Annotated in this window: 20 protein-coding genes; 16 read left to right on the top strand and 4 right to left on the bottom strand. The window is 51.6% G+C overall.

All coding sequences use genetic code 11. The features are described from left to right. Positions 1–28: 28 nt before the first annotated feature. From dhaM to BUB68_RS02945, 8 genes are all read left to right on the top strand, one after another. Positions 29–412 carry a dihydroxyacetone kinase phosphoryl donor subunit DhaM gene (gene dhaM, locus BUB68_RS02980; RefSeq protein ID WP_073088329.1) on the top strand — a complete coding sequence of 128 codons (384 nt, stop codon included), beginning with the start codon at positions 29–31 and terminating at the stop codon, positions 410–412. Between the two features lie 151 nt (positions 413–563). Then, complete coding sequence (locus tag BUB68_RS02975; protein ID WP_073088328.1) at positions 564–1475, top strand: DUF2156 domain-containing protein; 912 nt, start codon at positions 564–566, stop codon at positions 1473–1475. Between the two features lie 31 nt (positions 1476–1506). Then, positions 1507–2511, top strand: coding sequence for a PhoH family protein (locus BUB68_RS02970; RefSeq protein ID WP_073088327.1), 1005 nt, complete (start codon positions 1507–1509; stop codon positions 2509–2511). 1 nt (position 2512) lies between these two features. Beyond that, the gene (gene ybeY / locus BUB68_RS02965; protein ID WP_073088326.1) at positions 2513–2977 is read left to right on the top strand and encodes an rRNA maturation RNase YbeY; all 465 of its coding nucleotides are present in this window, start codon (positions 2513–2515) and stop codon (positions 2975–2977) included. Positions 2978–3006: 29 nt separating this feature from the next. After that, on the top strand, positions 3007–3906 hold the full coding sequence (gene era, locus BUB68_RS02960) for a GTPase Era (RefSeq protein ID WP_073088325.1): 900 nt from the start codon (positions 3007–3009) through the stop codon (positions 3904–3906). Next, positions 3903–4511 carry a DUF502 domain-containing protein gene (locus tag BUB68_RS02955; protein ID WP_073088324.1) on the top strand — a complete coding sequence of 203 codons (609 nt, stop codon included), beginning with the start codon at positions 3903–3905 and terminating at the stop codon, positions 4509–4511. The genes era and BUB68_RS02955 overlap by 4 nt, the downstream gene beginning before the upstream one ends. Next, positions 4511–5242: a DNA repair protein RecO gene (gene recO / locus BUB68_RS02950; protein ID WP_073088323.1), complete on the top strand. Its 732-nt coding sequence runs from the start codon at positions 4511–4513 to the stop codon at positions 5240–5242. The genes BUB68_RS02955 and recO overlap by 1 nt, the downstream gene beginning before the upstream one ends. Before the next feature lie 148 nt (positions 5243–5390). Continuing rightward, positions 5391–6875, top strand: coding sequence for a class I adenylate-forming enzyme family protein (locus BUB68_RS02945; protein WP_073088322.1), 1485 nt, complete (start codon positions 5391–5393; stop codon positions 6873–6875). A 21-nt stretch (positions 6876–6896) separates the two neighbouring features. On the opposite strand, the gene BUB68_RS02940 is transcribed toward BUB68_RS02945, so the two are convergent. From BUB68_RS02940 to BUB68_RS02925, 4 genes are read right to left on the bottom strand one after another with little or no spacing between them, the layout of a single operon-like run. Further along, on the bottom strand, positions 6897–8450 hold the full coding sequence (locus BUB68_RS02940) for an amino acid ABC transporter ATP-binding/permease protein (RefSeq protein ID WP_073088321.1): 1554 nt from the start codon (positions 8448–8450) through the stop codon (positions 6897–6899). After that, positions 8450–10093 carry a thiol reductant ABC exporter subunit CydD gene (cydD, locus tag BUB68_RS02935; protein ID WP_073088320.1) on the bottom strand — a complete coding sequence of 548 codons (1644 nt, stop codon included), beginning with the start codon at positions 10091–10093 and terminating at the stop codon, positions 8450–8452. Before cydD ends, BUB68_RS02940 begins: the two co-directional genes overlap by 1 nt. Before the next feature lie 27 nt (positions 10094–10120). After that, a complete protein-coding gene (gene cydB / locus BUB68_RS02930) occupies positions 10121–11131 on the bottom strand; it encodes a cytochrome d ubiquinol oxidase subunit II (RefSeq protein WP_073088319.1) in 1011 nt (336 codons plus the stop codon). After that, complete coding sequence (locus BUB68_RS02925) at positions 11131–12498, bottom strand: cytochrome ubiquinol oxidase subunit I (protein ID WP_073088318.1); 1368 nt, start codon at positions 12496–12498, stop codon at positions 11131–11133. The genes cydB and BUB68_RS02925 overlap by 1 nt, the downstream gene beginning before the upstream one ends. A 163-nt stretch (positions 12499–12661) precedes the next feature. Between BUB68_RS02925 and BUB68_RS02920 the strand changes: the two genes are divergently transcribed. The 8 genes from BUB68_RS02920 to groL all read left to right on the top strand — a co-directional run bounded on the left by BUB68_RS02920 (position 12662) and on the right by groL (position 23855). Next, positions 12662–12892, top strand: a complete 231-nt coding sequence (locus tag BUB68_RS02920) for a hypothetical protein (RefSeq protein ID WP_073088317.1) — start codon at positions 12662–12664, stop codon at positions 12890–12892. A gap of 392 nt (positions 12893–13284) precedes the next feature. Next, entirely contained in the window at positions 13285–16809 is a 3525-nt protein-coding gene (gene nifJ, locus BUB68_RS02915) for a pyruvate:ferredoxin (flavodoxin) oxidoreductase (protein WP_073088316.1), read from the top strand. Between the two features lie 253 nt (positions 16810–17062). Continuing rightward, positions 17063–17950 (top strand): 4-hydroxy-tetrahydrodipicolinate synthase, encoded by an 888-nt coding sequence (dapA, locus tag BUB68_RS02910; protein WP_073088315.1) that lies wholly within the window; start codon positions 17063–17065, stop codon positions 17948–17950. A 66-nt stretch (positions 17951–18016) separates the two neighbouring features. Continuing rightward, entirely contained in the window at positions 18017–18679 is a 663-nt protein-coding gene (sdaAB, locus tag BUB68_RS02905; protein WP_073088314.1) for an L-serine ammonia-lyase, iron-sulfur-dependent subunit beta, read from the top strand. A gap of 14 nt (positions 18680–18693) precedes the next feature. Next, on the top strand, positions 18694–19581 hold the full coding sequence (sdaAA, locus tag BUB68_RS02900) for an L-serine ammonia-lyase, iron-sulfur-dependent, subunit alpha (protein WP_073088313.1): 888 nt from the start codon (positions 18694–18696) through the stop codon (positions 19579–19581). A 151-nt stretch (positions 19582–19732) separates the two neighbouring features. Continuing rightward, positions 19733–21619, top strand: a complete 1887-nt coding sequence (locus BUB68_RS02895; RefSeq protein ID WP_073088312.1) for a type I glutamate--ammonia ligase — start codon at positions 19733–19735, stop codon at positions 21617–21619. A gap of 295 nt (positions 21620–21914) precedes the next feature. After that, positions 21915–22196, top strand: coding sequence for a co-chaperone GroES (groES, locus tag BUB68_RS02890; protein WP_073088311.1), 282 nt, complete (start codon positions 21915–21917; stop codon positions 22194–22196). A gap of 30 nt (positions 22197–22226) precedes the next feature. After that, complete coding sequence (gene groL / locus BUB68_RS02885) at positions 22227–23855, top strand: chaperonin GroEL (protein WP_073088310.1); 1629 nt, start codon at positions 22227–22229, stop codon at positions 23853–23855. Positions 23856–24379 lie beyond the last annotated feature (524 nt).

Genomic DNA, 24379 nt, shown 5'->3' with positions numbered 1-24379 from the left:
CATTTACCTATTGAAGGAGGTATTCATTTTGGTAGGGATTGTTGTGGTATCCCATAATGTGAAGATTGCCGAAGGTATCAAGGAAATGGCCGAGATGATGGCCCATAATGTGCAGATTGCCGTGGCAGGAGGCCTCGAAGACGGCATCATGGGTACGAGCTATGAGAAAATCAGCGAGGCTGTGGAACTGGTCTGCGGCCGTGATGGTGCAGTAGTGATCATGGATATGGGCAGCGCCATCATGACCACGGAACTGGTGCTGGAAAACCTCAAGGACGATGCCGTGCGCATGGCGGATTGTCCGCTTTTGGAAGGCACCATGCGGGCGGCTGTGGTAGCGGCCAATGGCGGCTCCCTTGAAGAAGTGGTGGTAGCAGCCGAGGAAACATGCGGCCAGAAGAAGCTTGCGTGACCAGGGTCACGGCCAAGTGTTGACAGGTCAGCTATAATGAGACAAGGAACGCTCTTTGTCTCATGGAAACGCAGATGGGGAGTTTTGTCTATCGACAAAATTCGAACAATGGCGTTATAATTGATGATAGAGAGCTTTTTTCAATAGGAGGCTGAATATCATTAATTTTAAAGAACTAACGAAACAAGATAAAGATCTTCTCGATAAATATTATCGCAGTGGGTATTATGAGAACTCTCATTTCAATTTCACCAATCTCTTTATGTGGCGCAAGCCCTATCATGTAAAACATGCAGAACAGGAGGGCATCCTTTATCTGACCTGTGAGTGGGAAGGGGTGCTCTATGCGCTGCAGCCCGTTTGCGATCCGTCCCGTTGGGAAGAGGCCGTGGAGGTCCTGCGCAGTTATTTTGCGGAGCAGGATACGGTGCTGTACTTTACCGGGATTGAGAAAGCCTTTGCCGGTTTCCTGGCTGAAAAGTACGCCGGGAAATTTGACATTCAGGCTGATCGGGATAATTTCGACTATGTCTATCTGGCGGATAAGCTCATTACCCTGTCCGGGCGTAAATTGCATTCCAAGAAGAATCACCTGAATGCGTTCCGGAAACTCTATCCTGAGGCTGAGTATCAGGAAATCACGCCAGAGATCCTGCCTGCCTGCAGAGCAGAGCTGGAGAAGTGGTATGCGGATCATATCGAGGCCATGCCTGAGTCTGTCTTTATCCCTTGGGAGCGGGATGCGATTCTGGAACTTTTCGAGGATTGGGATTATTTTCAGCTCAAGGGGGGAGCAATCTGCCTGAACGGTAAGATTATCGCCTTTACTTTCGGGGAACAGCTCAACAGTGACTCGGTGGTGGTGCATGTAGAAAAAGCCGATCCCAATATCCGCGGGGCGTATCCGGCCATTAACCAGGGATTTATCGAGCACGAATGGAGCGGCATGACCTATATCAACCGGGAGGAAGATATGGGGCAGGAGGGCCTGCGTAAGGCCAAGGAATCCTACAAGCCGGAAAAGATGATTGAAAAGTACAATGCGAAATATATCGCAGATTGATTTGCTAATATGCTAGAGGTGAACAGATTTTTTGCAGCAGGCATTAGAACGGAAAATTATTTTTCAGGACAATCATGAAGCCTTCGCTCTTTTGGGTGAAGGCGATGAATTTTTACAGGTGTTCCGCAGTGAGTTTGACTGCCAGTTCATCAGCCGGGGTACTCAGGTGGAAATCCTCGGGGAAGGTGCTCAGGTGGAGATGGCGGCCAAGGTGCTGGAGGAGCTTCTCTATCTTTATCGGCAGGGAACTACCATCACCATGCACGAGGTGCGTTATGGTATTGGACTCGTAAAGGGCGGCAAAGGCGAAGCATTGCATACCCTGTTCGGTGATACCATCCTCGTTACGGCCCGGGGCCGTCATGTGCGCCCGAAGACTTTAGGGCAGCGGCGGTATCTGGATACCATCCGCCACAATTCCATCACCTTCGGCATCGGTCCGGCTGGTACCGGCAAGACCTATCTGGCCGTGGTGATGGCTGTAGCGGCGCTGCGTAACCGCGAGGTGCGCAAGATCATCCTGACGCGTCCGGCCGTAGAAGCCGGGGAACGCCTGGGCTTTTTGCCCGGAGATCTGCAGGACAAGGTAGATCCCTATCTGCGCCCGCTTTATGATGCCCTGCAGGATATTTTGGGGCAGGACACCTATACGAAATTCATGGCCAAGGGTTTTATCGAGATTGCGCCGCTGGCTTATATGCGCGGCCGTACCTTGGAAGATGCCTTCATCATCCTCGATGAGGCACAGAACACCACGGACAAGCAGATGAAGATGTTCCTGACGCGTCTGGGCTTTGGTTCCCGTATGGTGGTTACGGGTGATCTGGGACAGGTAGATCTGCCACGAGGGGTAACGTCAGGCCTCAGGGAAGCGGCTAAGGTGCTGGAAAATGTCAAGGGCGTAGGGATTGTGCGGCTGGCACCTCTGGACGTGATCCGTCATGAAGTCGTCACCCGCATTATCGAGGCTTACGGTGCTTATGAAGAGAAGCGCAAGGCCGAAAAAGAGAAAGAAAAGGCGAGACAGGAAAAGTAACATGGAAATCATCATCAGCAACGAACCGGAAGAGTTACAGGTTCCGGAAGAATATATCGCAAATATCCGTACGGCCATCGAAACGGTAGGCAAGCTTTATGGAGTGGAAAACAGCGAAGTCAGCGTGACGCTGACCGATAACGAACACATTCATGTGATCAATCGGGAATATCGCGGCGTTGACCGCCCCACGGACGTGATTTCCTTTGCGTTCAATGAGAGCGAGGAGCCGGAAGTAGTGGGCGGCAGCGAAGTGAATGTTTTGGGCGATCTGATCATCTCCCTGGAACGGGCCGAAGAACAGGCTGCCGATTACGGTCATAGCGTGCGTCGGGAAGTTGCTTTCCTGACCGTGCACGGCATGCTGCATCTTCTGGGCTATGACCATATGGAAGATGAGGAACGTGAAGAGATGGAAGCGGAACAACGCTTTGTTATGGATAAATTGGGCATCAGCAGAGATTGAAAGATAAGAGATTTAGGAAAGAGGCATATATGGAGCAGAAGATGAAATCCGGCTTTATCGCCGTTATTGGCCGACCGAATGTGGGCAAGTCCACACTGATCAACACCCTGATTGGGCAGAAGATCGCAATTATGAGCGACAAACCCCAGACCACGCGCAACCGTATCCTGTGTATCCTGACACAGCCCGATGCGCAGATTGTCTTTCTCGATACGCCGGGCATCCATAAGCCCAAGCATAAACTGGGCGAGTATATGGTCAAGGCTGCTGAGGGCACCCTGCGTGAAGTGGATGCCATCTTCTTTGTGGTGGATGCTACGGAAAAGATGGGGCCTGGTGAGCATTATATCCTGGAGCGCCTGCAGGCAACGAAACGTCCAGTTATCCTCGTCGTCAATAAGCTGGATCTGATCGATCGGGAACAGGCTTTGCCCATCATTTCCAACTACACATCCAAATATGAGTTTGCTGGTGTGGTGCCCATTTCGGCCAAAGAGGAAATGAATCTCGACAGCCTGTTGACGGAAGCCAAGAAATATTTGCCGGAAGGGCCGCAGTATTATCCGGAGGATATGGTCACCGACCAGCCAGAGCGCCTGATCGTAGCCGAACTCATCCGTGAGAAGGCCCTGCAGCTTACCCGCGACGAGATTCCCCATGCCATTGCTGTGGATGTGGATGAGATGACCACCCGTCCCAATGATGATGTTTATATCCGGGCCACCATCTATGTAGAGCGTGACTCGCAGAAGGGCATTGTGATTGGTGCCAAAGGTGCCATGCTCAAGGAAATCGGCGCCCTGGCCCGCACGGATATCCAGAACCTCTTAGGCTCCAAGGTCTTTCTTGACCTTTGGGTAAAGGTCAAGAAGGACTGGCGCGACCGCGATGGCATTCTGCGCAATTTCGGATTTGGTGACGAGCGATGAAGGAAAGTTGCTCAAAGCGGATTTCCCGCCGTTTTATCAACGGCCTGATTATTCTCGTGCCTTTGGCTATCACGGTCTTTGTGGTGCTGGAAACGCTGAACTTTACGGAAGGGGTGCTGGGCAAGCACCTCCCGTTCTATTTTCCGGGTATGGGACTGATTACCCTGCTACTGGTGATTTATCTGACAGGCTGGGCTTCAACCTATTGGGCGGCCCGCCGCTTGATCTATATCGGGGAAACCCTGCTGGGCAAGATTCCCGTGGTCAAGTTCATCTATAACAGCGTCAAGCATTTGTCTACGGCGGTGTTTGAGTCCAATAATATGTTTGACCATGTGGTGCTGGTGCCTTTCCATCAGTCCCAGGCCTTGGGCTTTATCATGGCCGATGTGCCCCAGACTTTGAAGGACAAGCTCGGGGATGATTATGTCTGCGTTTTCGTGCCATGGAGCCTTAATATGACCTCCGGTACGAACCTCTTTGTCAAAAAGAGCGATGTGACCTATCTCGATATCAGCAGTGAATCGGCCCTGCAGTATATGCTGACGGCGGGGGCGGTCATGCCCCAGCGCATCAGTGATGTGAAACCAGAGGAGAAAAAATAATGGGAAGCTACCAAACTGCCGCTGTAGTCCTGGGGTCCAAAAACTGGGGCGAAGCGGATAAGATGGTGACGCTTTTCACTGCAGACCGCGGCCTGATAGAGGCCGCGGCTTTTGGCTGCCGTCGTCCCCGCAGCCCGCTGGCCGCTGGCATGCAGATGTTTTCCAGCATTGAAGTGCAGCTTTCCGAGGGCAAGCGGCTGGACACGGTACGCCAGTGCACCTTGAAGCGTCATTATAAGAAACTCACTGAGGACTTGGAAGTCATGGCTTACGGCAGCTTCGTGGCCGAATTCCTGCGAGAATTTTTGCCGCTAGGACAGGCTGAGCCGCAGATGTTTGCCCGGCTTTTATATATCCTCGATTCCTTCGAGGTGCGCAACCCTCGGGTGACGGCATTGATGGCCGTAATCCAGCTGCTTGAATTCACTGGCATGCAGCTGCATTTCGAGCATTGTGTCCATTGCGGTGCGGCGATGCGCGATGATGCTTTATTCAGCATGACTGCGGGTGGCGTTCTTTGCGAAGACTGCCGCCAGCCAGGGGCGCAGCCTTTGGCGGATGAATTGCGCCGCTTTATCCTGGCGCTCAGAGATTACAATTGGGAAAATCCGCAGGAACTCAAAGTGACCGGCAGCTTGCTGATGCAGGCAGAGCAGCTGTTCCTGACCTATCTGCAGAATCTGTTGGGCAGGCCGCTGAAGTCACTGGCTTTTATCCAGCAATTGTCATAGTAAAATTTTGATATGATGACGCGGGCTGTGCGTAAGTGAGGGATCATTTAGGCATAGCCCGTTTAAATTTTTCCTTTGACATTTTTTAGTACCTGGTATAAAATTAGTAACAGGTACTAATTTTTGTCAAAAAGAAAAGAGTGATAAAATGCTTATTCATGATTTGATTTACCGGGGCGCACCGGATGATTTAGCGATTGTGGATCATGAACGTCGTTTTACGTATAAAGAGCTGCAGCTGGCGGTAAAAGCCTGCCGTGACCGTCTGGCTGCCAGCGGTGTCCATCAGGGGGACCGTGTTGGCATCTTCACGCGCAACAGTGCTGAGTTCATCTTTGCCTATATGGGCATCACTTCTCTGGGGGCAATCGCTGTTCCCTTGAATTTCCAGCTCAGCAATCGCGAGATTGCCTATATCATCAAGGATGCCGGCATCCAGCTGTTGCTGACCTACCAGCCGTTGAACCTGGTAGATGCTTTGGCGCAGCTGCGCTGCCAGCTCAGAGTGGTGCAGTATGATATCCGTTCCATTGGCAAGGCTAAGCCAGGCATTGAAGAAGCACCAGAGCTGTCCGAGTTCTTCAGTGCGGACAATCCCTGCCAGATCATCTACACATCAGGCACTACAGGAAATCCCAAGGGCGCGGTGATTTCCCATCACAATCTGCTGTTCAATGTAGGGCAGATCGCCTATATGGGCTGCAAGCCCGGGCACAAGGCGCTTTGCGTCCTGCCGATGTACCATTGCTATGGACTGACCTGTGCAGTATTTTATACGCTCAGTGTTGGTGCGGCCATTGTCATCCTCGATTCCTTCACGCCGCGGACGACAATCAGCACGATCCGTGAGGAAGGTGTCACAGACCTCTATCTGGTTCCGTCTATCTGCAGCCTGCTGACCAAGCTTGGTACGCCTGAGGATATGAAGTCGGTGCGGCTGGTGGTCAGTGCCGGCACGACCTTGCCACTGAAAATCCAGCAGGACTTCACGGAGAAGTTTGGCCTGGATATCAGCGAGGCCTATGGCCTTTCAGAAACATCGCCGATTGTCACGATGACGCCTCTGGGAAAGACAAAAGTGGGTTCCTGTGGGCCGGTGGTGCCAGATTTGCAATGGAAGCTTGTCAATGACCAAGGCGAAGAGGTTCCTCGTGGCGAATTAGGCGAGCTTGTCGTAAAAGGTGAGAATGTGATGCTGGGCTATTGGAACCTTCCGGATGTGACCTATGATGCCATGCGGGGCGGCTGGTTCCATACGGGTGATGTGGCCAGAGCCGATGAAGACGGCTATATCTATATCGTCGACCGCATCAAGGATATGATCATCAGCATGGGCGAGAATGTCTACCCGCGCGAAGTCGAAGAGGTCATCTATCAGTTCCCGGGGGTTCATGAGGCAGCTGTCATCGGTATTGAAGACAAGCTTCGCGGCCAGGCTGGTGCCTGTTTCTATAGCGTTCATCCAGGAGCATCCGTCAACATTCGGGAACTCAAACACTACCTGCAAAACAATCTGGCGCTCTATAAGATTCCGCGGGAGTTCCATATCATGGAAAAACTGCCCCGTACCTCTACGGGCAAGATTGCCAAGAAGGAGATTCTGGCAGAATTCCAGGCCGGGAAGATTGTATGATTTCTTAGTGATCAATAGGCGTTAAGGCATTTTCATGATTTGTGAGAATCTATGCAGCTGTGGCAGGTCATGGGTAATCACGATTGCGGTTTGACCGGTCAGATTTGACCGGTCAATTATATTGTCCAGGACTTTTTGGGCAGTTGCCAGGTCAAGGCCTGCGGTGGGTTCGTCAAAGAGCAGGATGGGGGCGGGACTGGCCAGAATCAGGGCTGTGATCAGGCGGTTGCGTTCGCCACCTGAGAGAAAATAGGCATTTTCCCCTAGGGGGGTATCGATTCCCTGGGGGAGTTTTTTTATGAGGTTGGTCAATTGGGCAGCTTGCAGAGCTGTTAGGATGTCATTTTCGCAGATGGCAGGGTGCAGGCGCAGGAAATTTTCGCGGATGGACTGGCTGAAGAGATAACTGCCCTGCGGGATAGCGCAGATGGGGGCGGAGTCAGTCGGACAGTAGCTGATGGCGCCGCCCGTAGGCTGCCAGAGGCCGGCCAGCAGGTAAGCCAGTGTGGTTTTGCCGCTGCCGCTGTCACCGATAATGGCCAAGTGCTGACCGGGAGTAAGTGAGAAATTCAGCTGATGGAAGATATCTGCGCCATGCGGGTAATGGAAGGAAAGATTTTTGACGGTCAGCAAAGCGGCTTTTTCGTCAGAGGTGGCTTCTTTCCCTGTGGATGGCCGCTGCAAGGAATGGGCGGCCAGGCGGGCTTCCTGAAAGTGACGGACGGCATGGGGGAGTTGGGGTAGCTCGTTGAAGAAGGCCAACAGAATCAATACCCATAGGGATAAGCCGATGCCATCGAGCATATCCTGCCGGACATCATCAATCAGCAGGGCAAAGAGACTGACGAAGACCAGCAGGCGTACGATACCCAAAAGCAAATCAATCTGGTCCTGTTGTCTTTCACTTTGCAGAAGCTTTTTTTGCCAGTTCAGCGCTGACTGGTCAAGTTTGGCGCAGGCTGGGGAAAGGCTACTGGCCATAAGGAGTTCTTGGGAACCCTGGGCAAAATCCAGCAATTGATTGCGGTAGGCCTGACTATGGCGATTTTTTTTATTCATAGGGAAGCATAGCGGCATCAGGTGGAGCAGATAGAGAAACGGGAGCAGCAGAGCCGCAATGTTCAGGACAGGGTAAAGGCAGAGCAGCAGAAGTACCACTCCCAGGAACAGGACGGCTGGCGGGAGCAGTCCACGCAGCAGGAAATCCTGTACGATATTGCCATTGGTGAGCAGGGCATTCAGCATGGTGCCCTGTTTGGCTCTGTTCTTGGGCGTGCTGGCCAGATGGCTGGCAGTGTCGTAGAGATGCAGGCGCAGCTTTTCCACCAACGCAAAGGCTTTTGCATGGGTGAAATAGCGTTCGCCATAGCGCAGGACTGCCCGGCCAATGCCCAATGCCCGCACGGCGGTTATGCCTAAGGTCAGGGCATAGAGGGGGGGCATCAGGGCGGCAGAGCTGATCAGCCAGGCGGCGGCGCCCAACAGCCCTAAATTCGTGAGCATGGCCCCAAGGCTGAGCGTCAGTAATAGGCAGATTTCAAAGGGGCGCAGTATGGTGAAGATTTCTCTTAGCATCAGTCGCCCTCCTTTGGCAGATAATCGTTAAGGTTGATGATTTTGTCGGCAATTTCCTGCAAAGCGGGATGATGGCTGCTGATGATCACGGTGCGTCGTTTAGCCAGTACGGAAATGGTTCGGATGACGCGTTGTTCTGTTTCTTCATCCAGACCAGTGGTGGGCTCGTCCAACAGCAGGATGGGATTGTTTTGCAGGATGAGCCGGGCCAGTCCCAGACGCTTCAGCTGTCCCTGGGAAAGTTTTTGCCCGCCATCGCCCAACAGTGTGTCGAGACCGTCAGGCAGGCTGGTATAAAAATCTTCCAATTGAGTTAGCCGCAGGGCCTGCAGGCAGCGTTCATCCGGGGCATTTTGGAAGAGCAGCAGGTTTTGTGCCAGTGTCCCCTGATAGAGATGCGGTTCCTGGGGGAGCCAGCCAATCAGTTTTGCCCTGCTGTCCGGGTGCATGGTAGGCAGAGGCTGGTCTTTCAGGAGAATCTGCCCGCTGTCAGGAGGATAGATTCCTGACAGCAAGGTCAGCAAGGTGCTTTTGCCGCAGCCGCTGCTGCCCGTGAGCAGGGTGATTCTGCCTGCCGGGAAATGCAAGGAAAGATGATTCAGGGCGGGAGTATGCCGCTGAGGATAGGTGAATTGAAGGTCCTGTATTGTTATGGCGGGCGGAATGCGTAGGGATTCGTGATGACCTTGCGGGGAAGGGCATGAAGCTGCGGTCAAAGCCTGCTCGATGCGGGCGGCGGCGGTGTTGCCGTTCATGGCTGCATGGAAGGCGATGCCGCTCTGGCGCAGGGGTTGGTAGAATTCTGGCAGCAGCAACAGGATAAAGAAGCCGGTTTGGAAGGTGAGTTCCCCATGCAGCAGCCGCAGACCGATGGTCACGGCAATCAGGGCAATGGCCAGGGTGGTGATGAGTTCCAGCACAAAGCTGGCTAAAAAAGCTAATTCCAAAACTTTGAGGGTGGCCGTGGAAAAATCGTGGAGCAGTTTTTGCGCAGTCAGGCGCTGGGCTTTGTCCTGTTGGAAGATCTTCAGCAAGGGCAGGGCGCGGAGCAGTTCATGGAATCCCTGTGTGAGCTGGGCTAAATTTTCCCAGGCACGGGTACTGCGGTTTTGGGTCAGGCTGCTGAGCAGATAGAGCAAGAAGGGGGCAATGGGGATGGTTGCCAGGCATATGGCGGCGGTGATGATGTCGCTGCAGGCAAAGACAAGTAGTAGGAAAGGGATGATGGTCAGCAGGGAAATCAGGGCGGGAATGATGACCTGCCAATCGTCGTCCACAGCTTCTGTATTTTCACAGGCCAAGGTCAATAGACGGGGACTATGGGCAGCCGTTTGGGGGGCAGCAAGCAGCTGGCGGTGAAGCTTTTGCCGCAGTTTGTGACGGATGTGCAGAGAGGCTCTGTGCTGGGCCTGTTTTTGCAGGTAGCGGGTGATTTCCCAGAAAATGAGCAAGAAAAGCAGCACCAGTAAAACCGGTGCTGCTTGTATTAAAGTTTTTTGTTCCAGAAAGACAGCATCCACGCACCAGGACAGGGCATTCATGGCGGCAGTGTAGAGCATGACGGCTGCCAGCTGCCAGCCCCAAAGGCCCAGCAAAATCTTCTTTTGGTGTTGGAAATAGAGTCGGAAACGTAGTGGAATCATAGCTGCCTTTCTGTGTCTTGAACGTAATCAGTAATGGGCGGTATCGTCCGCGGTCAAGCGTTTGCGGAAGATGTAGTAAGTCCAGATCTGGTAACAGAGAACAATGGGCACCAGGATGAATGCGGCCACTGTCATGATGGACAAGGTGTATTCGGTGGACGAAGCATTGGTGATGGTCAGGCTCCAGTCCGGATTGAGGCTCGATACCATGAGCCGGGGGAACATCCCCGTAAAGAAGCCAAATGTCACGCTCGCAATAGCCAGTGCGCCGAAGATAAAGCTGTGCTTACCGGGCTTTTTGACAAAGAGGCAGAGACTCAGCAGGAAGAAAACGGCCGTAGCCAGGAACAAAACCAATGCACAGGGGTGAGCCAGCAGGTCCGTGTTTTCCATGGTGAGAAGCAGATAGAGTACATAGGCGATGACCGCCAAACCGCCGGCGCATTTGCCTAAATCCTGGATCTTGTAGAGCAAACCCTTATCTACCAGCCGCAATTGCAGGAAAGAGGCGCCGTGATAGGCGAAGACCAGCACAAAGACCAGGCCGCCGAGAATGGAGTAGATACTTAACAGATTCAGGAAGTTGCCCTGATAGATCATATTATGGCCAATCGGCAGACCTGCTGCCAGATCCGTCACGGCTACGCCCCAGAGGAAAGCCGGGACGATGCTGCCGATAAAGATGGCAGCATCCCACATCTTCTGCCAGCAGGGGCATTTCTCCTTGGTGCGCAGCTCAAAGGCCACGCCACGCAGGATCAGGGCCACCAACATCAGGAACAAGGCCAGATAGAAGGTACTGAACATGGTGGCATAGACATGGGGGAAGGCTGCAAAGAGAGCGCCGCCAGCGGTGATCATCCAGACTTCGTTGCCGTCCCAGACGGGGCCGATGGTGCGCAGGATCAGGCTGCGGTCCTCGGGACGCTTGCTGACGAAGGGGAAGAGCATGCCTACGCCGTAATCAAAGCCTTCCAGGAAGAAAAAGCCGGTGAAGAGCACAGCAATCAGTATAAACCAAATAACCTGGTAATCCATTATGCGTCCCTCCCTTCTGCGGGAATGGAAGTTTTCCGGATAAAGCGTACAGCCACATAGAGGGCAGCGATGATCAGAACCAGGTACAGCAGGGTAAAGCCGACCATGGTCAGGAAGACCTCCAGCCCGGTCAGATTCGGTGAGACCGCATCCGCAGTCTTTTGCAGGCCTACCACGATCCAGGGCTGACGGCCACCTTCAGCCACGAACCAGCCGGCTGTGTTGGCCAGAAAGGGCAGGGGCAGTGTTAGTGGCAGGAACTTCAGCAGGCAGGGATAGAGCTGCAGCCGGTCAAGGTGTGCCAGTGCTCCCACAGTCAGTGCAAGCAGCAGCATGGCACCGCCGCAGGCTACCATGATGCGGAAGCTCCAGAACATGCCGAAGACATCCGGACGGTAATCGCCGTTGCCGTATTTGGCAATCATTTCCGCATTGACGGTGTTGATGCCCTTGACTTCCCCGTCTGGTTTATTGTAGAGCATCAGGGAGAACAATGCCGGAATCTTGATTTCACAGGCGTTCTTATGATTGGCCTGGTCGATGACCGCCATCACGGCAAAGGGTGCCGGATTCTCATTTTCCCAGAGCGCTTCCATCGAAGCCAGCTTCATGGGATTGGCTTCAGCCAGATATTGGGTGTGCATATGGCCGCTGCCCATGACACCGAGCACGCCGATGGCCAGATAGATCGCACCGGCTTTCAGCACATGGCGGAAAGTTTCCTGCGAAGCTTTGTCGTGGACATATTTCCAGGCAGCGACAACCAACACCAGCACGCCTGCCGTAGAAATGCCGGAGAACAGGGCGTGGGAATATTCACCGACCACATAGGGATTGGTGACAAGCGCGAGGAAGTCATTCATCTCAGCCCGGCCGTTCTGTACTACATAGCCAACAGGATGCTGCATAAAGGAGTTGGCGACGAGAATCCAGAAGGCAGACAGGTTGCTGCCGATGGCAATCAGCCATGCGCAGAGGCAATGAGCCTTGGGGGACAGCTTATCCCAGCCAAACATCCAGATACCCAGGAAAGTGGACTCCAGGAAGAAGGCGGTGAGTGCTTCCAATGCCAGGGGGGCACCGAAGATATCGCCCATAAAGCGGGAATACTCGGACCAGTTCATGCCGAAGTGGAACTCCTGTACGATACCGGTGACGACGCCCAGGCTGAAGTTGATCAGGAACAGCGTGCCGAAGAATTTCACGAGCTGACGGCAGGGTTCCTTCCAGTGCGGCCGCTGTGTCTTTACATAACAGGTTTCCAACAGGGCCACCCAGATGGTCAGCCCTAATGTCAGCGGCACAAAGAGAAAGTGATAGATCGTCGTAATGGCAAATTGCCATCGCGACAAAAGCAATGCCTCCATAAAAATCCCTCCTAACATAATAATCGTATAAATTCTTAGTGGGAATATTCGTGATAAACCTCATGAATCCTTTAATTTGACAAGAAAAAATTGCATCAGTCAGCAGGTTTTCGACGAAAAAGAAAGAATATAGTCAGTGAAGATGACAAAGGAGGGCTGGTTTATGCATGATGTGAAAAGACCGGTACGGGAGGCACTGCAGCAGCTGGAGAAGATGAAGATGCTTGAGAGCAGTTATGCAGAGGTGAACAGGTATCAAAGCATTATTAACCTCTTTGCAAATCTCAGCTATGCCTGCGAATTGATGGCTGATGAAATCGGTGAACGGACAGGTCAGAGAACCGAAGATGTTCTGGCTGAGTATTATAAACGGGCCGGAATCAATGTAGAATAATGAGAAAACCCGCAAGTGAGAAAATTAACTTGCGGGGCTTTTTTTATGGAGCATGAATGGCATATATAACAAGTATAAAAATAAATTGCCGTATGTAGGAAAAAATGTATGAAAATTTATTTATAGAAGTAATAAATTAAATTATATTTATCGTAACAATAGTTACAGATTATGAAAGGCGCAACTGGATAAAATAAATGGTGCCGTCTAATCGTGTAGTTTTACGATTTGTTCTGTTTACAATCGTTTAAGGGCGGTGTATAATATAAATCGTGTAGATGAGCTATAAAGATAAAATCACGCATTTATAAATATACATAAGTGCGTAATTTTATGCAATGACTTATCAACCAATCAATCGTATTCTATTTTAGAGGGGAGCAATAAACAACATGAGCAAAAAGATGAAAACCATGGACGGCAACCAGGCCGCCGCTTACATCTCCTATGCTTTTACGGATGTTGCTGCAATCTATCCGATTACGCCGTCTTCGCCGATGGCTGAACATGTGGATGAAGATGCAGCTAAAGGCAAGACCAACCTCTTTGGTCAGAAAGTCCGTGTGATCGAATTGCAGTCAGAGGCTGGTGCCGCTGGTGCTGTGCATGGTTCCTTGCAGGCAGGTGCCCTGACTACCACATATACGGCATCCCAGGGATTCCTCCTTATGATTCCGAATCTTTACAAGGTAGCTGGTGAACTGCTGCCGGGCGTATTCCATGTATCTGCCCGTGCCCTTGCCGCTAACTCCCTGAATATCTTCGGTGACCACCAGGATGTCATGGCTGCCCGTCAGACCGGCTGCGCAATGCTCTGCGAAGCCAGCGTGCAGGAAGTCATGGATCTGGCCGCTGTAGCACATCTCGTAGCTATCAAGGGCCGTGTACCCTTCATCAACTTCTTTGATGGTTTCCGTACCTCCCATGAGATTCAGAAAATCGAAGTAGTGGATTATGATGATTTGGGCAAGATTCTCGATTGGGAAGCCGTGAAAGAATTCCGCCGCCGCGCACTGAATCCGGATCATCCGGTTATCCGCGGTACCGCTCAGAACCCGGATGTGTACTTCCAGGAACGCGAAGCTTCCAATACATATTATGAAGCTCTGCCGGAGCTGGTGGAAGAGGCTATGGCTGATATGGCCAAGATCACGGGCCGTGAACATCACCTCTTTGACTACTATGGTGCCGAAGATGCTGACCGCATCATCATCGCCATGGGTTCTGTCTGCCAGGCCGTGCAGGAAACGGTGGACTACCTCAATAAGCAGGGTGAGAAGGTCGGTTTGATGTCCGTACATCTCTATCGTCCGTTCTCCATCAAACATTTCTTCCAGTTCATGCCGAAGACGGTCAAGAAAGTCGCTGTTCTTGATCATACCAAGGAACCAGGTTCCTTGGGCGAACCGCTGTATCTGGATGTCAAGTCCGCATTCTATGATTCCGAGCTTAGCCCGATCATCGTGGGCGGCCGCTTCGGTCTCGGCGGCAAGGACACGACGCCGGATCAGATCTTCGCTGTGTTTGAAGAACTCAAGAAGGATGCACCGAAAGATGGCTTCACCATCGGTATCGATGATGATGTAACCAATACAAGCCTGGTACCAGTCATGAGCGATGTAAACCTCACACCGGTTGGCACGACGGCCTGCAAATTCTGGGGCCTGGGTTCCGATGGTACGGTTGGTGCCAATAAGAGTGCCATCAAGATCATCGGTGACAAGACGGACATGTATGCACAGGCTTACTTTGCTTATGACTCCAAGAAGTCTGGCGGTATTACCATGTCCCACCTGCGCTTCGGCAAGCAGCCCATCACGAGCCCGTATCTCATCAACAATGCGGACTTCATTTCCTGCTCTCAGCAGTCTTATGTTTACAAATATGACCTGCTGGCAGGCCTCAAGAAAGGCGGCAAGTTCCTGCTGAACACCGTCTGGTCTGATGCAGACCTTGACAAGCACCTGCCTGCAGCCATGAAGCGCTATATCGCCAAGAACGAGATTGAGTTCTACACGGTCAACGCTGTGGATATTGCTAAGGAACTGGGCCTCGGCGGCCGCTTCAACATGGTCATGCAGTCTGCCTTCTTCAAGATTGCAGCCATCATTCCCATCGAAACCGCTGTGGAATATTTGAAAGACGCTGTGGTCAAGTCCTACGGCAAGAAGGGCGAGAAAGTCGTCAACATGAACAACGGTGCTATCGATAAGGGCATCGAAGCTCTCCATAAGGTAGAGGTTCCGGCTGCCTGGGCTGATGCTGCTGACGAAGTGGTAGAGAAGAAAGCTGTTCCGGCTTTCATTACGGAAGTCCAGGATGTCATGAACCGTCAGGAAGGCGACAAGCTGCCTGTTTCCAAGTTCAATGGCGAAATGGTAGATGGTACGTTCCCGGTAGGCGGTGCTGCTTACGAAAAACGCGGTACGGCTATCAATGTACCGGTTTGGAATACGGACAAATGCATTGGCTGTAACCAGTGCTCCTATGTCTGCCCGCATGCTGCCATCCGTCCGGTCCTTACGACGGAAGAAGAACTCAAGAATGCTCCGGAAGGTTTCCCCTCCAAGCAGACGAAGGCCATCAAGGATTACCACTTCACGGTGGCTGTGTCCACGATGGACTGCCTGGGCTGCGGCAACTGTGCTCAGGTCTGCCCGGTGAAGGCTCTCGATATGAAGCCGCTGGATGACGAGCTCAAGGCACAGCAGGTTTACTTCGATTACGGCGTTGATGCCAAGAAGGTTGCTCCGAAGAAGAACCCGATGAAAAAGAGTACGGTCCTGGGTTCCCAGTTCGAACAGCCGCTGCTCGAGTTCTCCGGCGCTTGCGCAGGCTGCGGCGAGACTCCGTATGCAAAACTTCTGACGCAGCTCTTCGGTGACCGCATGATGGTAGCTAATGCTACGGGCTGCTCCTCCATCTGGGGCGGCAGTGCTCCGGCTATGCCGTACACCAAGAACCACAAGGGTCATGGCCCGGCTTGGGCAAACTCCCTGTTCGAGGACAATGCGGAATTCGGTCTGGGCATGTTCCTGGGTACGAAATCTGTTCGTGATGCACTGGCTGCTGATGCCAAGGCTGCTGTAGAAGCCGGCAAGGGCAGTGACGAACTCAAAGCCGCTCTGACGGAATGGGTTGACAACATGAACGAGGGCGAAGGTTCCCGCGAGCGTGCTGACAAGCTGACGGCTCTCTTGGAAGCAGAAAAGGGCACGGATGAACTCCTGAACAAGATCTATGACAACAAGGACTACTTCGTGAAGCGTTCCCAGTGGATTCTGGGCGGCGATGGCTGGGCTTACGATATCGGTTACGGCGGCCTTGACCATGTGCTGGCTTCCGGCGAAGATGTCAATGTCCTTGTCTTCGATACCGAAGTTTACTCCAACACGGGCGGTCAGGCTTCCAAGTCCACTCCGGCTGCTGCTATCGCACAGTTCGCTGCTGCCGGCAAGAAGACCAAGAAGAAGGATCTCGGCATGATGGCTAAGTCCTACGGCTATGTCTATGTAGCTCAGGTGGCTATGGGCGCTGACCACAACCAGCTCATGAAGGCTGTTACGGAAGCAGAAGCTTATCATGGCCCGTCCCTGATCATCGCTTATGCACCGTGCATCAACCATGGTATCCGCAAGGGCATGGGCAACAGCCAGCTCGAAGCCAAACTTGCTGTTGAGTGCGGCTATTGGGTGAACTACCGTTACAACCCGCAGCTCGTGGGTACGGACAAGAACCCGTTCAGCCTCGATTCCAAGGAACCGAACTTTGACAAGTTCCAGGAATTCCTGATGGGCGAAAACCGCTACATCAACCTCCAACGTTCCTTCCCGGAAGCTGCTGAGGCTTTGTTCGAAAAGACCCAGAATGATGCCAAGGGACGTTATGAAGGTTACAAGATTCTCGCAGGTAAATAAGCTTGACTGAAATGCTGATAGGAAGTGCAGGATACGTGTGCTTCTATAAGTGAATAATGCAAGGGGGACTGGCAGATTTGTCTGCCAGTCCCCCTTGTGCTGATGAAAATGGATCATGCTTTATGAGATTATGCACGCAAAATTTTCTGTAATCATTGTCCTCTAAAGCGTTGACTTTGTTTGCAGAGCATGGGATAATGATAGACAGTTGAATAAAATTGCAGGCGTTGGAGCTTGCAGGGGAGGGCTTTTCATGAAAAAAACAATTTTTCGTGGTGCCGGCGTAGCTATCATTACGCCGTATACGGAAGACGGTATTAATTTTCCAGAACTAGGCCGTATCATTGATGATCAGATAAAGAATCATACGGATGCTATCATCATCACAGGAACTACTGGTGAATCTGCAACCATGAGTGATGAGGAGCACCGGGCTGCTATCAAATTTGCGGTGGAACATGTGAAAGGCAGGGTGCCAGTGATTGCTGGAACCGGCTCCAACGAGACCAGCTATGCGGTGGAACTTTCCAAGTATGCGGAAAGCGTGGGCGCGGATGCTCTGCTGGTAGTGACACCGTATTATAACAAATGCACACAGAAGGGGCTTATTGCTCACTATACAGCTATTGCTGATGCAGTGAATATCCCCATTATTCTTTATGATGTGCCTTCCCGTACCGGAGTAGCTATTGCTACGGATACTTATGTGGCTTTGTCCAAACATCCCAATATCGTGGCAGTAAAAGAAGCCAATGGTGACCTGTCCAAGATCCTGCGCCTGCGGGCAGCTGTGGGGGATGATCTCACCATTTATTCCGGCAATGATGACCAGATCGTGCCTATCCTTTCATTAGGGGGACAGGGCGTTATCTCGGTACTTTCCAACGTAGCACCGCAGGAAACTCATGATATGTGTCAGGCTTTTTTTGACGGCGATGTAAAGAAAGCTGCAGAGATGCAGATTGAGTATGCGGATCTTATTGATGCGCTGTTCTGTGAAGTCAATCCGATTCCGGTGAAGGTAGCTATGCGTAAGCTGGGGTATGCGGCAGGACCTCTGCGTATGCCTTTGTCTGAGATGGAATCTCAGCATGAACGTCAGCTGGAGGATGCTCTGCGCCGCCATGGGCTGATTAAATAATCAAGAATTATATTGTTAATCCCGCTGAATAGCCAGCGGGATTAATTTGTCAAAGCGAGGAAGCATATGCACGGAGTATTTGATATTGTCGGTCCGGTGATGATCGGTCCTTCCAGCTCTCATACGGCAGGAGCGGTGCGCTTGGGGCTGATGGCACGGAAGATTTTAGGAGAGGTTCCTGCAAAGGCAGAAATCAATCTGCATGGTTCATTTGCCCGTACCTATCGTGGACATGGTACGGATAAGGCCTTGATTGCAGGAATTTTGGGTTTCAATCCGGAGGATGAGCGGATTCGTGATGCGCTGGCCATTGCAGGTGAAAAGGGGCTGGATTTCTGCTTTCAGACGGTAAATCTGGAAGAGGCCCATCCAAACACAGCGGTCATTTTCCTGACAGGGCAATCCGGACGCAGTGTACGGGTGTTGGGGGCATCTGTTGGTGGTGGTAACATTATCATCAGCAATATTGATGGTTATCAAGTGGAATTGACTGGACAGTATCCGGCGTTGATCACGATTCATCGGGATTGTCCTGGTGTTATTACGGAAGTGACCCGGATCCTGGCTCATGCCGCAGTGAATGTTGCCTTTATGCGGGTGTCGCGTCAGAACCGCGGAGAAACAGCCATGATGATCATGGAGCTGGATGAACAGCCTGCTCCGGAGGTCATTGCTGAGTGTCAGATGGCAGAGGCTGTGCAATATGCTTTTGCCATTCCGGCGATTTGATTGTAAGGAGAGTAATGAAAGTGATAGTAAATTTCGGTACAATCAGGGAGCTTATTGAGCTGGCAGAACAGCAGGGCGCGTCTTTGCATGAGTTGATCATCCAGCGGGAAATGCATGATAGTCAGCAGGAACGGAATGAAATCCTCAGCAGGATGGAAGTGAATTGGCAAGTGATGAAGGCTTCCATTGAGCGGGGAGTGGCCAATACAGAGAAATCGCTGAGTGGTCTTACTGGTGGTGATGCGAAAAAGATTTTTGCTTATCGCAGACAGGGATACATGGGAGAGCGTGTGCTGGCCGCTGCCGCTTATGCTGTAGGCATCAGTGAAGTCAATGCCGTTATGGGACGCATTGTGGCATGCCCGACTGCCGGATCATGTGGTATCGTGCCTGCAGCTTTATATGCAGCGCAACAGGAACGAGGGCTGGCTGATGAAGTTATCGTAAAGGCATTGTTTACAGCAGCAGGGATTGGCATGGTGGTGGATCAGAATGCGTCCATTGCCGGGGCTGAAGGTGGTTGTCAGGCCGAATGTGGCACAGCTGCAGGCATGGCAGCCGGCGCGCTGGTGGAATTGGCTGGAGGTACGCCACAGCAGGTTGGCAACGCTGTAGCATTGGCAATCAAGAACCTTTTGGGACTGGTTTGTGATCCTGTGGCAGGATTAGTAGAAGTTCCCTGTGTCAAGCGCAATGGCTTTGCTGCAGTCGTGGCCATGCTGGCAGCGGACATGACGCTTTCGGGAGTAGATTCTGTCATTCCAGTGGATGAAGTGATTGAAGCGATGAACCGCATAGGCAAGGCGCTGCCGAAAAGCTTGCGGGAAACCAGTGAAGGCGGCCTGGCGGTAACAAAAACGGCACAGCTTATTGAAAAAAAATTGTACGGTTCGGGGATTTAAGCAAAAAAGCACTTTACAACTGTACGACTATGTGTTAGTATATCAATCAGAGAAAAACAAAAGACTTATGGCAATGGAGCTGTGTGAACATAACCTCGGAGGGGGTGTGTTCACATGGCTTGTTTTTGTGTTATTGAAAGGGTGGTATTGAGTGGAAAACTTACTGTATGTGATTCCGGCCAATTCGACGAAAGAGGAAATTATCGAACAACTGAAGGCACATCCAGAAATCAAATTCGTTTCTCTGGTGGGCGTGGACATGGCTGGCAACGATACGGACGAGAAGATTCCGGTTCGCATCTTCCTCAAAGATATCGATGATTTCTATGCTGGCACGGCCGTACAGACTGACGGTTCTTCCGTTGTGCTGACGGGCATTGCCACCCTGAACAATGCTAAGGTTGATATGCCTATCGATCCTTCCGTCAACTGGTTCGTTGACTACAATATGGAATTCTATGATGAAGAAACGGGCAAACCGGTTGGTACTCTGCGTATCCCGTCCTTCCTCGTGCACGAAGGCAAACGCGTTGACTCCCGTGCAGTGCTCGCTGACACGCTGAACTACGTCAAGGAAGAACTGCTGGATACATTCAAGAAACATCCGCAGATTTCCGGTCTCGAAAGCGTCAACGGCAATGATGTGGTCGACATCCAGTTCACTTCCGCAACGGAGTTGGAATTCTGGGTGAAGACGCCGCTGGAAGAAGCCGCTATCGAAGAAATGTCCGCTTCTCAGGTCATGCAGGAACAGTATTGGGAACGTACGCATGGCGCTGTGCGCACGGCTATGGAAAACTGCCTGCTGGAACTCGATAAATACGGTCTGAAAGTAGAGATGGGCCATAAAGAAGTAGGCGGCCTCAAGGCTCAGATCGATGGCAGCGGCAACATGACGCATGTCTGCGAACAGCTGGAAGTTGACTGGCGCTTCGCTGATGCTCTGCAGGCTGCGGACAATGAAATCCTCGTCCGCATGGTCGTCAAGGAAACCTTCCGTTCCATCGGTCTCGAAGTAAGCTTCAAGGCTAAGCCGATGATTGGTCTGGCTGGTAATGGTGAGCACACGCATATCGGTATGGCTGCTGTGACGAAAGATGGCAAGGTTCATAACCTCTTTACTGCAGATGACCAGCGCAAGGACTTCATGAGTGCTGTTGGTTATGGTTCTTTGATGGGTATGCTCAAGAACTACGAAGCCATCAATCCGTTCGTTTCCGCTACGAATGACTCCCTGAACCGTCTGAAACCCGGTTTCGAAGCTCCGGTATGTATCGTAACTTCTCTGGGACAGACGCCGGAAATCCCGTCCCGTAACCGTACGATCCTGGCTGGTCTCATCCGTGACCTGGGCAACCCGTACGCAACCCGCTTCGAGCTGCGTGCCTGCAACCCGTACACCAATACTTATCTGGTACTGGCTGCCATCTATTCCGCATGCCTCGATGGCATCAAAGTTGCTGTTGAACACACCACGGCAGAACTCCTCACCGAGCTTTCCAAGGAAGCTGGCGAAGAAGGTTTCTATCTCGAAAAGAATCGTGCATACCGCAGCGAAGATGATGTTTTCGAAGATTATACGGATGAAGAACGCGATCGTCTCTTTGGTGCACCACCGGCTACGGTTTGGGAAAACATGCAGAACTTCGAAAACTATGCAGACAAGAAGGCCGTTATCACCGCTGGCGGCGCGCTCAATGACACCATCATCAACGCATTCCGCTCTGGTGCCCTGCTGCGCTGGAAGACGGAGCTCATTTCCCGCATCATTCCGGAAAACCGCGATATCGTCCGTGCTGCCAAGGAAATCAAGGCAGAATATGTAACGGATCTGGATTCCTACAACTGGAACAAGATCAACGGCATCCGTGCATATCTGGCCAAAGACAGCATCGATGAGAAATCCCTGTTCACGTTGCTCATCAATGCGCTGAACGAAGGCGATTACGCTGCTGCCTCCGGCCTGCAGGTTGAGATGTATGACAAGATTGAGGAACTCAAGGCCCTCTACGACAGCTATGTCAAGAATATGATCTAAAAGATAAAAAACAAGCTCTACCCCTCTGATCACATGGGGTAGAGCTTATTTTTTGACATATCTGCGATGCTTGCAGCACCAGTCTGGATTGTTTGCGAACCAATTGTCAACATTTTGTCAACGAAAAACACGGTTTTGCCTAAGAAACAATAAAATACGATATATATTTATTTATTGTCTTATAGCCTTGACTTTTTGACTAAAAAAGGTTACTATAAGAACTGTGCTTAGCACTCAAGGCTAGTGAGTGCTAACAACTTACTTATGTATTTTAAATGGTAGGAGGAAGATACCTATGATTAAGCCATTGGGCGAAAGAGTTGTCATCGAAGTTGCTGAAGGCGATGTAAAGACCGCCAGCGGTATTGTGCTGCCGGATACGGCTAAAGAAAAGCCCCAGAAGGGCACGGTTGTAGCTGTTGGCGCTGGCAAGCTCCTGGAAAACGGCGAGCGCGCTGCTATGGAAGTCAAAGCTGGCGATGCAGTAGTTTTCTCCAAGTATTCCGGTTCTGAAGTCAAGGTTGACGACAAGGAATATCTGATTGTCCGCGAAAGCGACATTCTGGCAATTCTCTAATTAGAAGCGTATTTTCTGGAGGTAATATAAATGGCTAAACAGATTCTGTTTGACGAAGAAGCTCGCCGCGCTCTGGGCCGCGGTGTAGATGCACTGGCTAATGCCGTAAAAGTAACCCTTGGCCCTAAAGGCCGCAACGTAGTGCTGGAAAAGAAATTCGGCGCTCCGACCATCACCAACGATGGTGTAACCATTGCCCGTGACATCGAGCTGGAAGATGCTTTTGAAAACATGGGCGCTCAGCTCGTGAAAGAAGTTGCTACCAAGACCAATGATATCGCTGGTGACGGTACGACGACGGCAACCCTGCTGGCTCAGGCTATGATCCATGAAGGCATGCGCAATGTTGTTGCCGGTGCTAACCCGATGATCATCAAAAAGGGTATCGACAAGGCTGTAGCTGCACTGGTTGAAGAAATTCAGTCCAAGGCTAAGACCATCGAAAGCAAGGCGGACATCGCTCAGGTTGCTACGATTTCTTCCGCTAACGAAGAAACTGGCGAACTCATTGCTGAAGCTATGGAAAAAGTTGGCAAAGACGGCGTCATCACCGTGGAAGAATCCAAATCCATGGCTACGAATCTCTCCGTTGTGGAAGGCATGCAGTTTGACCGTGGCTACATCTCCCCGTACCTCGTAACGGATACGGACAAGATGGAAGCTGTTCTCGATGATCCGTACATCCTGATTACGGACCGCAAGATTTCTGCTATCGCTGATATCCTGCCGATTCTGGAGCAGGTTGTGAAACAGGGCAAGCAGCTGGCTGTCATCGCTGAAGATGTAGACGGCGAAGCTCTGACGACGATTGTGGTCAACAAGCTCCGTGGCACCTTCAAGGCTCTGGCTGTGAAGGCTCCTGGCTTCGGTGACCGCCGCAAGGCAATGCTCGAAGATATCGCTATCCTGACGGGTGGTACGGTTATCAGCGAAGAACTCGGCCGCAAGCTCGATAGCGTGACGCTGGAAGACCTCGGTCGTGCCCGCCAGATCCGTTCCACGAAGGAAGAGACCACGATTGTGGACGGCGTAGGCGATAAGGACGCTATCGCAGCTCGCGTAGCTCAGATCAAGAAGCAGATTGCTGAAACCACTTCTGATTTCGATAAGGAAAAACTCCAGGAACGTCTGGCTAAGCTGGCTGGTGGCGTAGCTGTCATCGAAATCGGTGCTGCTACCGAAGTGGAAATGAAGGACAAGAAGTATCGCATCGAAGATGCCCTCAACGCAACGCGTGCTGCTGTTGAAGAAGGTATCGTAGCTGGTGGCGGCACGACCTTCATCGACATCCTGCCGGCCCTCGACAAGCTCGATGTGGAAGGCGATGAAAAGGTCGGCGTGAACATCGTTCGCCGTGCCATCGAAGAACCGGTTCGCCAGATTGCCAACAACGCTGGCCTCGAAGGTTCCGTAGTGGTTGAAGAAGTGAAGAAAGCTGGCGAAGGCATCGGCTTCAACGCTCTCAAGAACGAATACGTTGACATGATCAAGGCTGGTATTGTTGACCCGGCTAAGGTTACCCGTTCTGCCCTGCAGAACGCTGCTTCCATCGCTTCCATGGTTCTGACTACGGAAACGCTGGTTGCTGACAAGCCGGAAGAAAAACCGGCTATGCCTGCTGGCGGTGCCCCGGGTATGGGCATGCCGGGCATGATGTAATAAGAGCTTGTGAGCCTTGTGAATAAAGGCTTCGGCGTTATTATAAAAGCCATTTGGCCGCATTTTGGCCATAAAGAATAGAAAAACGGTCTCCCCTCATGGTCTGATGAAGGGGAGGCCGTTTTTTATTGCAGGTAAGGAAGGCGCTCATGTCGAAATAGAATATAGTAAACAAAAATAAACAAACTATTCTCAAATATTAAATATTTTGTTATAATGTACGTAACGAACCTACGGGAACTGCACTTTAGAAAGGTTGAGCCGAGAAAAGAGCCTCGTTTCTACGTATTCGAGGAGACATCGCCCTTACGGCTTGTAAAAATGTCCAAGGTTGACGTAGACACCTCGTTCAGCGGCAAAGCCGCCTACATGAAAATAGCAAAAACAAGTAACCTCAAATAGCATAAGCCTATGAGGTAGAGGGCGTAGTGCTGCGTCCAGTTGTGGTAGTTGCTGCGTAGACCGCTTGCTTGGTTCGGACTAATCCGATACTCGGCTTGTCGAGAGCAGTTAATGAGCAACAA

Source organism: Pseudoselenomonas ruminantium, from assembly GCF_900142515.1.
Classification (GTDB): domain Bacteria; phylum Bacillota; class Negativicutes; order Selenomonadales; family Selenomonadaceae; genus Selenomonas_A; species Selenomonas_A ruminantium_D.
This window is presented reverse-complemented; position numbering and strand designations above follow the sequence as displayed.

Excerpts from the sequence above, each read along its gene's own strand:
- recO (WP_073088323.1), top strand. The coding sequence starts at position 4,511 with ATGGGAAGCTACCAAACTGCCGCTGTAGTCCTGGGGTCCAAAAACTGG.
- groES (WP_073088311.1), top strand. The coding sequence starts at position 21,915 with ATGATTAAGCCATTGGGCGAAAGAGTTGTCATCGAAGTTGCTGAAGGC.
- cydB (WP_073088319.1), bottom strand. The coding sequence starts at position 11,131 with ATGGATTACCAGGTTATTTGGTTTATACTGATTGCTGTGCTCTTCACC.
- groL (WP_073088310.1), top strand. The coding sequence starts at position 22,227 with ATGGCTAAACAGATTCTGTTTGACGAAGAAGCTCGCCGCGCTCTGGGC.
- cydD (WP_073088320.1), bottom strand. The coding sequence starts at position 10,093 with ATGATTCCACTACGTTTCCGACTCTATTTCCAACACCAAAAGAAGATT.
- ybeY (WP_073088326.1), top strand. The coding sequence starts at position 2,513 with ATGGAAATCATCATCAGCAACGAACCGGAAGAGTTACAGGTTCCGGAA.
- dapA (WP_073088315.1), top strand. The coding sequence starts at position 17,063 with ATGAAAAAAACAATTTTTCGTGGTGCCGGCGTAGCTATCATTACGCCG.
- era (WP_073088325.1), top strand. The coding sequence starts at position 3,007 with ATGGAGCAGAAGATGAAATCCGGCTTTATCGCCGTTATTGGCCGACCG.
- BUB68_RS02955 (WP_073088324.1), top strand. The coding sequence starts at position 3,903 with ATGAAGGAAAGTTGCTCAAAGCGGATTTCCCGCCGTTTTATCAACGGC.
- sdaAB (WP_073088314.1), top strand. The coding sequence starts at position 18,017 with ATGCACGGAGTATTTGATATTGTCGGTCCGGTGATGATCGGTCCTTCC.
- BUB68_RS02945 (WP_073088322.1), top strand. The coding sequence starts at position 5,391 with ATGCTTATTCATGATTTGATTTACCGGGGCGCACCGGATGATTTAGCG.
- BUB68_RS02920 (WP_073088317.1), top strand. The coding sequence starts at position 12,662 with ATGCATGATGTGAAAAGACCGGTACGGGAGGCACTGCAGCAGCTGGAG.
- nifJ (WP_073088316.1), top strand. The coding sequence starts at position 13,285 with ATGAGCAAAAAGATGAAAACCATGGACGGCAACCAGGCCGCCGCTTAC.
- sdaAA (WP_073088313.1), top strand. The coding sequence starts at position 18,694 with ATGAAAGTGATAGTAAATTTCGGTACAATCAGGGAGCTTATTGAGCTG.
- BUB68_RS02925 (WP_073088318.1), bottom strand. The coding sequence starts at position 12,498 with ATGGAGGCATTGCTTTTGTCGCGATGGCAATTTGCCATTACGACGATC.
- BUB68_RS02940 (WP_073088321.1), bottom strand. The coding sequence starts at position 8,450 with ATGCTAAGAGAAATCTTCACCATACTGCGCCCCTTTGAAATCTGCCTA.